Raw genomic sequence first — 7470 nt, 5'->3', positions numbered from 1 at the left:
GTCCAGAGAAAGACGTCCACGCCGAGCCCATAGCGGGCTGACCCTAGACACCCTGCCCAGGGGTGCGGCCCGGCTCGGAAAAATCGAGCAGGCAGCTGGCATGCCAGCGGCCGCCGTGGTGGCGCTCGCAGCAGACGCGGCAGGCGAGCCCACGCACGCGCCGGCGGTAGGGGGCCGTGAGGCCGCAGCGGGGGCAGCGGGCAATCCAGCGGCTGGCGGTGCTGGTGCCGCCGCCCGGCAGGGGGTAGCGGTGGCGCAGGCTCACCTCGAAACCCTGCTGGGCCGCGTTGATGGCGGCCATGCGGGCGCGGAAGTGGGGGCCATGCACCTCCCGCACCTGCAGCACCCGGTCCACCCAGGCGTGGATCATCTCGTGGCAGAGGGTGCTGAGCAGGGCCTCCCGGGGCAGGGGATCCAGCAACGGCCGCGACAGCACAATCTCGCAGAGGTCGCGGCCGTCGGCACGGCGCCCGCGGCGGTAGAGGCCGGCTGTGCGGCGCATGCGGCCATCGCTCCAGCGCAGCTCGAGCAGGGGCACGCCGCCAGGGGCGAGGCGGGCCTGGAAGTGCTCCCGGTTCAACCGGTGAAACAGCGGCAGCAGGGGCTCGAGCGGCACGCCGGGGCCTGGTCAGTCAGACTCTGGGGCCATTCAACACAGATTCACCGGCCTATGGACTGGGCTCTGACCCGTGACATCGGCAGCAAGGCCCTCCTGGCCGGCGCCGGAGCCCTGCTCCTCTACTGGACGATCACGGCCGTGAAGCTGGTGCTGAGCGCCCGCGGCATCAACCCGCTGCTGAAGCAGTTTTTCGCCCAGGTGGCCAACGGCCAGGTGGACGGCGCCTACCTGCTCACCACCAAGAACTACCGCAGCCATGTGAACCGCAAGCAGTTCATCCAGTACCTGGCCGGCCTGAAGCTGAATCGCTACCGCAACCTCAAGTCGGGGCGGCCGAGGCTGCAGGAGGGCCAGCTGATCCTCACCGTGAAACTGCTCACCGAGGCCAAGGAGGAACTCCCCCTCGACTTCACCTTCGTGAAGGTGGAGGAGCAGTGGCGGATCGACCGGATCCGCACGGTGGGCGCCTGACACCGCTGCAGACTCCTTCTCCCAGGGCCTGATGATCAGCAGCAGGGCAGCCGCAGCCGGTGCCGAAGCCGGCCAGGGCCGGATCGCCGAGTTGCAGCGGCTGCTCAGCCAGGCCGCCCACGCCTACTACGTGCTCGATGCTCCGCTGATGGAGGATCCGGTCTACGACAGGCTCTACCGCGAGCTGGTGGAGCTGGAGACGGCCCACCCCGAGCTGATCCGGCCCGACAGCCCCACCCAGCGGGTGGGGGGGAGCCCGGCGGAGGGCTTCACGAGCGTGGAGCACCGCATCGGCCTGCTCAGCCTCGACAACGCCTTTTCACTGGAGGAGCTGGAGGAGTGGTACGGGCGGCTGCTGAAGCGGCTCGAGCGCAGCCCAGCCCCCGGTGAGCCGCTGCCCGCCCTGGCGCTGGTGGGCGAGCTCAAGATCGATGGCAATGCCCTGGCGCTGAGCTACGAGCAGGGCGTGCTGGTGCGGGCCGCCAGCCGTGGCGACGGCGAGCGGGGCGAGGAGATCACGGCCAATGTGCGCACGATCGGCAGCGTGCCGCTGCGGCTGCAGCTGGAGCAGCCGCCGGCCTGGCTGGAGGTGCGCGGCGAAGCGCTGATCCCCGATGCCACCTTTGCGGCGATCAATGCCGAGCGCGAGACGCGCGGCGAGACCCCGTTCACCAATCCCCGCAACGCCTGCGCCGGCACCCTGCGCCAGCTGGACCCGAAGGTGGTGGCGGCGCGGCGGCTGGATTTCTTCGCCTACACCCTGCACCTGCCCCCCGACTGGCAGCCCCAGGCAGATGGGGCCGGCGGCACGGCGCCCCTGCGTCCCAGCAGCCAGTGGGAGGCCCTGGCCTGGCTGCGAACAGCGGGCTTCAAGGTGAACCCCAACGCGGCCCTGCTGCCGGACCTGCCGGCGGTGCAGGCCTTCTGTGCCCACTGGGAGGAGGCGCGGCAGCAGCTGCCCTATGCCACCGACGGCGTGGTGCTGAAGCTCAATGACCTGCGCCTGCAGGCCGAGGCCGGCTTCACCCAGAAGGCACCCCGCTGGGCGATCGCCCTCAAGTACGCCCCCGAAGAGGCCCCCAGCCGGCTGCTGCGCCTGGTCTGCCAGGTGGGGCGCACGGGGGTGATCACGCCGGTGGCCGAGTTCGAGCCCGTGCCCCTGGCCGGCACCACGGTGAACCGGGCCACCCTGCACAACGCCGATCGCCTCGCTGAGCTGGATCTGCACGGCGGCGACACGATCGTGGTGCGCAAGGCCGGCGAGATCATCCCCGAGGTGGTGCGGGTGCTGAGCGAGCTGCGGCCGGCGGCGGCCCAGCGCCTGGAACTGCCCCACCACTGTCCGGCCTGCGGTTCGGAGCTGGTGCGCGAGCAGGGCGAGGCGGCCACCCGCTGCGTCAATTCCAGCTGTCCGGCGATCCTGCGGGGCGCCCTGCGCCACTGGGTGAGCAAGGGGGCCCTGGATGTGGACGGCGCCGGCAGCAAGCTGATCGAGCAGCTGGTGGACCGGGGCCTGGTGGCTTCGATCGCCGATCTCTACCGCCTGGATGGAGCCCTCCTGGCCAGCCTGGAGCGGATGGGGGAGAAATCGGCCACCAATCTGGTGGCCGCCCTGGCCGCCTCCAAGGGGCAGCCCTGGCACCGCCAGCTCTACGGCCTCGGCATCCACCACGTGGGCGAGGTGAACGCCAAGGCCCTGGCGCGGGCCTTCCCCTCGGCCAAGGAGCTGGCGGTGACCGCCGCCGCAGAGCCTGAGGTGATCACGGCCGTGTTCGGCATCGGCGCCGAGATCGCCCAGAGCCTGCAGCAGTGGTTCGCCACGCCGGCCAATCAGACGCTGTTGGAGGAGTTACGGAAGCAGGGTCTGTCCCTGGCCGCCAGCGAGGCGGAACGGGCCGCCAAGGCCGCCGCGGCGGCCGGGAGCGAGGCAGGCCGGGAGCGCCCTGATTCCCCCCTGAGCGGCCAGACCTTCGTGCTCACGGGCACCCTGCCCAGCCTCAGCCGCCGCCAGGCCCAGGAGCTGATCGAGGCCGCAGGCGGCAAGGTGAGCAGCTCCGTGAGCAGGAAGACCAGCTACTTAGTGGCCGGCGAGGAGGCGGGCAGCAAGCTCAGCAAGGCCGAGGGCCTGGGGGTGGCGGTGCTCAGCGAGGCAGGCCTGCTGGAGCTGCTCGGGGCTTAGGCGTCGGGATCGAGCCGGTTGGCCAGCCAGGCCACCGGCAGCATCGCCCCCATGGCCAGAGCACAGAGCAGGAGCTGCGGGCCGGCGATCGGCACGGTGCTGAACAGGCTGTTCATCGGCTTCCACTGGCTGAACAACAGCTGCAGCAGCACGGCCAGGCCGATCCCGAGCAACAGCTGGGGAGCACGCGCCACCGCGTCGGCCCTGCCCAGCAGACGCCTTGCCAGGCTGCGGCCCAGCTGGCTGATGCTGAGCAGGTAGATGATCCGGGCGGCGACGAGGGCCTGGATGGCGGCAGTGCGGGCCAGTTCCAGGCTGCCGCCGCCGCCCCGCAACCACTCGAACACACCGAAGATCAGCACCCAGTTGTAGAGGGACACGACCAGAATCCGGCGCAGCAGGCGCGGCGTGATCAGCGCTTCGCCCGGATCCCGGGGCGGCTGAGCCATGGTGTCATCGGCCTTGGGCTCGAACGACAGCGGCACGGTCATCGTGATCGAGTTGATCATGTTCAGCCACAGCACCTGAAGCGCCAGGATCGGCAGATCCCTGGCCAGCAGGGCACTGATCAGAATCGTCATCGACTCGCCGCCATTCACCGGCAGCAGGAAGGCGATCGCCTTACGCAGGTTGCGGTACACCGTGCGCCCCTCCTCCACCGCCGCCTCGATCGAGGCGAAGTTGTCGTCGGTGAGGAGCATGTCGGCAGCCTCGCGGGCCACTTCGGTGCCCCCTCTGCCCATGGCGATGCCGATATCGGCCTGCTTGAGGGCCGGAGCGTCATTGACGCCATCGCCGGTCATCGCCACCACGGCGCCGCCGGCCTGCAGCGCCTCCACCAGCTGCAGCTTCTGGGCCGGCGCCACCCGGGCGAACACCTGACCATCGCGGGCCGCGGCGGCAAAGGCGGCGGCATCCATGGCCCCCAGGTCCTGGCCTGTGTAGGCCCGCAGCTCCTCGGCAGCGGCCGGGCCGATGCCCATGCGGGTGGCGATGGCGGTGGCCGTGGCGGCGTGGTCGCCGGTGATCATGCGCACCGAGATGCCGGCCCGCTGGCAGGCCTGCACGGCAAGGATCGCCTCCGGCCGCGGTGGATCGAGCATCCCCTGCAGGCCGAGAAACACCAGTTCGCCGTCCAGGTCGCTGCGTTGCAGGTCATGGCGGTGATGGGGCATCGGCCGCGAGGCGAAGGCGATCAGCCGCAGACCCTCTCCGGCTAGGACCTCCACCCGGCGATGAATGGCCTCGGCCTCGAGGGGTACCACGGCGCCATCAGCGGCGAGCATGCCGCAGCAGCGCGGCAGCAGCGCCTCCACCGATCCCTTCACCTGCAGCGAACGCTCCTGGCCGTCATGGAGGGTGGCCATGTACTGGTATTCGGAGGCGAAGGGGATTGCATCCAGCCGCGGGAAGGGGGGCTCCAGCCCGACCCGAGTGAGACCGCCTTTCTCGGCTGCCGCCAGCAGGGCAGCCTCGGTGGGATCACCCTCCATGGTGCAGGCGCCGTGCTGCTGCCGGAGGCGGGAGTCGTTGCAGAGCACTCCGCAGCGCAGCACCTGCTCCAGGGCAGGCGGCAGGGGATCCAGCACGGCTCCATCACTGTTGAGCAGATCGCCGTGGGGGCTGTAACCGCTGCCGCTCACCCGGTAGCTGACCCCACCGGCCACCACCACCTGCACCGTCATCTGATTTTCAGTGAGGGTGCCGGTCTTGTCGGAGCACACCACCGTGGCGCTGCCCAGGGCCTCCACGGCCGGCAGCTTGCGGATGATGGCGTGGCGGTCGGCCATGCGGTTCACGCCGATGGCCAGGGTGATCGTGACCACCGCCGGCAGACCCTCCGGGATGGCGCTGACCGCCAGAGCCACGGCCGCCTCGAACACCGCGGCGAAGGGCTGGCCGCGGCCCAGGCCGATGGCCAGGGTGAGGGCCGCCACCGCCAGGATGCCGTAGAGCAACACCCGGCTGAAGCGGGCGAAGCGGCGGGTGAGCGGGGTGCTCAGCGACATCCGCTGCTGCAGGGAGCGGGAGATCGCTCCCATCTCGCTGGCCTCACCGGTGGCCACCACCACACCCCGGCCCTGGCCGAAGGTCACGTAGCTGCCGGCGTACGCCATGCAGCGGCGGTCGGCCAGGGGGGTGTCCGCCGGCAGCGCTGCCAGCTCCTTGGCCACAGGCAGGGATTCGCCGGTGAGGCCCGACTCGTCGATCTGCAGGTCGCGCACCTCAAGCAGGCGCAGGTCGGCTGGCACCTTGTCGCCGGCCGCCAGCAGCACCACATCCCCCGGCACTAGGTCGCGCGAGGAGATCCGCAAGGTCTGGCCATCGCGCAGCACCGTGGATTCCGTACTCACCGAACGCGCCAGGGCGGCGATCGCCCCCTCTGCCCTGGCCTCCTGCACGGCGCCGATCACAGCATTGATCAGCGCCACGGCCCAGATCACCAGGGCGTTGGCCCAGGAGCCCAGCAGGGCCTTGATCAGTCCCGCCGCCAGCAGGATGTAGATCAAGGGCTGGTGAAACTGCACCAGCAGCTTCAGCCAGGCCGGCGGGCCCGGCAGCTCAGGCAAGGCGTTCCAGCCGTAGCGCTCCTGCCGGCGGGCCACCTCGGCGGCCTCCAGGCCGCGGTCGGGCTGGCTGCCGAACTGACGCAGCACCGCCTGGCCGTCCTCGGCGTGGGGCGGCCCGGGCCGCAGCGCAGCGCCGTCGGGGGAAGCCTGGCTGGGAGGAACCGACGGCATCGTTCTTCTGCACGGGCACCACTTCTGCAACTGTTGCAGAGTTGCCCAGGTGTTGTGTCTCAGCCGGTTGTTCAGCAAAGCCGCTCTCTGAGCTGCTGCTGAGCCGCTGCTGAGGTGAGCGTCAGGCAAGGGCTGAGTGCGTCCTGAGGCGGTGATCGATCAACCAGGAGCGCGGCAGCCACAGGCTGCTCTCGGTGTTCTGAAAGGCCTTGGCATCGGCCTGCTCCCGGCGGAGGGTCTGGGTGTCGATGCAGTCGGTCGGTGACCATGCCGCTGGGCTTGGCCGCTGGTGAGGATGGGCCTGAGTCCCAGGGTGCGGCCGATGGCTTCCCTAGCGACCAGCGGCCCGGTTGCTGAAGTCAACGGTGGTGCGCTGGCCCCGGCCTGCCGGGGGCTGCCGGTTGGGTTCCTAACCTGATCGCAGTGCCGAGAAGCCATGACAGCGCGGAGGGGCCTGGCGGCACCGGCGGTGGGTCCATGGCTCAGCCGGTTGCTCCGCCCACTGTTCAGCCTGGTGCTGAGCCTGCTGCTGGTAGCCGGCCTGGGGCTCCCGGCCCTGGCGGAGTTGGGGGCAGGAGCCAACCCTGCCGCCAGCTCAGCCCCGATCGTGCTGGATGGCCGCCGGCTGTTTGAACTCTGGCCATCGCGCACGCTCAGCGCCCAGCAGCGCAGCGACACCGTGAACGAGCGGCTGGAGGAGGCGATCGCCTCCGGCGGGCCGGTGCAGCTGGAGGTGCGCCAGACCAACAACCTGCCGGTGCTGAGCCTCAACGGCCGCACCCTGGTGACGGTGACCGAGCGGGACGTGGCCGAGGGCCTCGAGGCCCGGGATCAGGCCGAGCTCTGGCAACGAAAACTCGAGCAGGCCATCGCCACCGCCCGGCGGGAGCGCCGCCCCGAACACCTGGTGCGGATGCTGCCGGTGGCCCTGGCCATCCTGCTGGCGGCCCTGGGCCTGCACCTGCTGCTGCGGCGTCTGTGGCAGCGCTGGTTTCCCCGGGCCCTGGTGCCCCTGGGCATGGAGGGCGAGCGCCGCGACCGCTCCAGCCGGTTCCTGCTGCGCGCGGCCCTATTACTGCTTCAGGCCGGGGTGTGGGTGGCAGCCGCGGCGGCCGCGATGGATCTGTTCCCCGCCAGCCGCCGGCTCAGCGCCGGCCTGGTGGCCGCCACGCGCAGCTGGCTGGGGTCCCCGTTCCTGCCGCTGGGGCAGCGCAGCTACTCCCTCCAGGACGTGGCAGTGCTGCTGCTGCTGTTCGTGGCGCTGACCCAGGCCGTAGGGGTGCTGCAGAGCCTGCTGCGCAAACGGGTGCTGCGCTACACGGGCATGAGCGCCGGCGGCCAGGAGGCCGTGGCCTTTGTGGCCCGCTATGGCCTGCTGCTGGTGGGCACCTTGGTGCTGCTGCAGCTCTGGGGGCTGGATCTCACCTCCCTCACGCTGTTCGCCAGCTGTCTCTTATACA

The 7470-nt window shown here is 70.7% G+C and carries 4 protein-coding genes and 1 pseudogene; 3 read left to right on the top strand and 2 right to left on the bottom strand.

Annotated features, from left to right (window positions below; genetic code table 11):
* Positions 1–43: 43 nt before the first annotated feature.
* Complete coding sequence (locus IQ216_RS09505) at positions 44–616, bottom strand: SprT family zinc-dependent metalloprotease (RefSeq protein ID WP_193815278.1); 573 nt, start codon at positions 614–616, stop codon at positions 44–46.
* A 54-nt stretch (positions 617–670) separates the two neighbouring features.
* Here IQ216_RS09505 and IQ216_RS09500 point away from each other — a divergent pair, with 54 nt between their 5' ends.
* Positions 671–1090 (top strand): hypothetical protein, encoded by a 420-nt coding sequence (locus tag IQ216_RS09500; protein WP_186697567.1) that lies wholly within the window; start codon positions 671–673, stop codon positions 1088–1090.
* A 31-nt stretch (positions 1091–1121) separates the two neighbouring features.
* Complete coding sequence (gene ligA, locus IQ216_RS09495; RefSeq protein ID WP_193815277.1) at positions 1122–3269, top strand: NAD-dependent DNA ligase LigA; 2148 nt, start codon at positions 1122–1124, stop codon at positions 3267–3269.
* Here the strand turns inward: ligA and IQ216_RS09490 are convergent.
* Complete coding sequence (locus IQ216_RS09490; protein WP_193815276.1) at positions 3266–6010, bottom strand: HAD-IC family P-type ATPase; 2745 nt, start codon at positions 6008–6010, stop codon at positions 3266–3268. The genes ligA and IQ216_RS09490 overlap by 4 nt on opposite strands.
* 490 nt (positions 6011–6500) lie before the next feature.
* On the opposite strand from IQ216_RS09490, the pseudogene IQ216_RS09485 reads away from it, so the two are divergent.
* Positions 6501–7470 (top strand): annotated as a pseudogene (locus IQ216_RS09485) (mechanosensitive ion channel protein MscS); the annotation flags it as partial.

Origin of the sequence: Cyanobium sp. LEGE 06143, assembly GCF_015207535.1 — a bacterium.
Taxonomy (GTDB): Bacteria; Cyanobacteriota; Cyanobacteriia; order PCC-6307; family Cyanobiaceae; genus NIES-981.
This window is presented reverse-complemented; position numbering and strand designations above follow the sequence as displayed.

What these genes read in the sequence shown, in the direction of transcription:
- IQ216_RS09500 (WP_186697567.1), top strand. Translation starts at nt 671, where the DNA reads ATGGACTGGGCTCTGACCCGTGACATCGGCAGCAAGGCCCTCCTGGCC.
- ligA (WP_193815277.1), top strand. Translation starts at nt 1,122, where the DNA reads ATGATCAGCAGCAGGGCAGCCGCAGCCGGTGCCGAAGCCGGCCAGGGC.
- IQ216_RS09490 (WP_193815276.1), bottom strand. Translation starts at nt 6,010, where the DNA reads ATGCCGTCGGTTCCTCCCAGCCAGGCTTCCCCCGACGGCGCTGCGCTG.